Annotated in this window: 1 protein-coding gene; it reads right to left on the bottom strand. The window is 34.8% G+C overall.

The window, feature by feature from the left end; genetic code table 11:
- The coding region (locus QZ143_RS08910) for a hypothetical protein (protein ID WP_292883355.1) at positions 1 to 440 on the bottom strand (440 nt) is incomplete at its 3' end.
- Positions 441 to 465: the final 25 nt, after the last annotated feature.

The following is a 465-nucleotide window of genomic DNA, read 5'->3' on the forward strand; positions in this document are numbered from 1 at the left end:
GTTAAAGCCCAAGTAACAACCTGACCATCAACGGTTTCCCTAATCAAATCAGCACCAACAATGTTAAGTGTTTTAATGAATTCTAAACCTTTAGGCAAACTATCAATAACATCAAACTCATCAACATAGGTATTATTACCTAAATTCTCAACAGTTAATGTATATTCTACATATTCGTGGTAATATGGAGTACTATTGGAAACTGTTTTAACAGGTTTATGGAATGAAACAATCTCAACAGTCAAATTAGCCTTATTGTTAGTGTAATTCCACTCTTTTTCATCACAAGATGCGTTAACATTATTAGTAATGTCACTTGCAGGAGTCTTAGCATGAGCATGAATCACTAAAGTTACATTAGTGCCGTTGCCCATTTGTCCAATATCCCAAATACCAGTATCAGGATCATAAGTAGTACCATCAGGAGCCACATGATCCATATATTCAAACTCTTCAGGAAGCAAC

It is taken from the genome of Methanobrevibacter sp. UBA188, assembly GCF_905234905.1.
GTDB lineage: Archaea > Methanobacteriota > Methanobacteria > Methanobacteriales > Methanobacteriaceae > Methanocatella.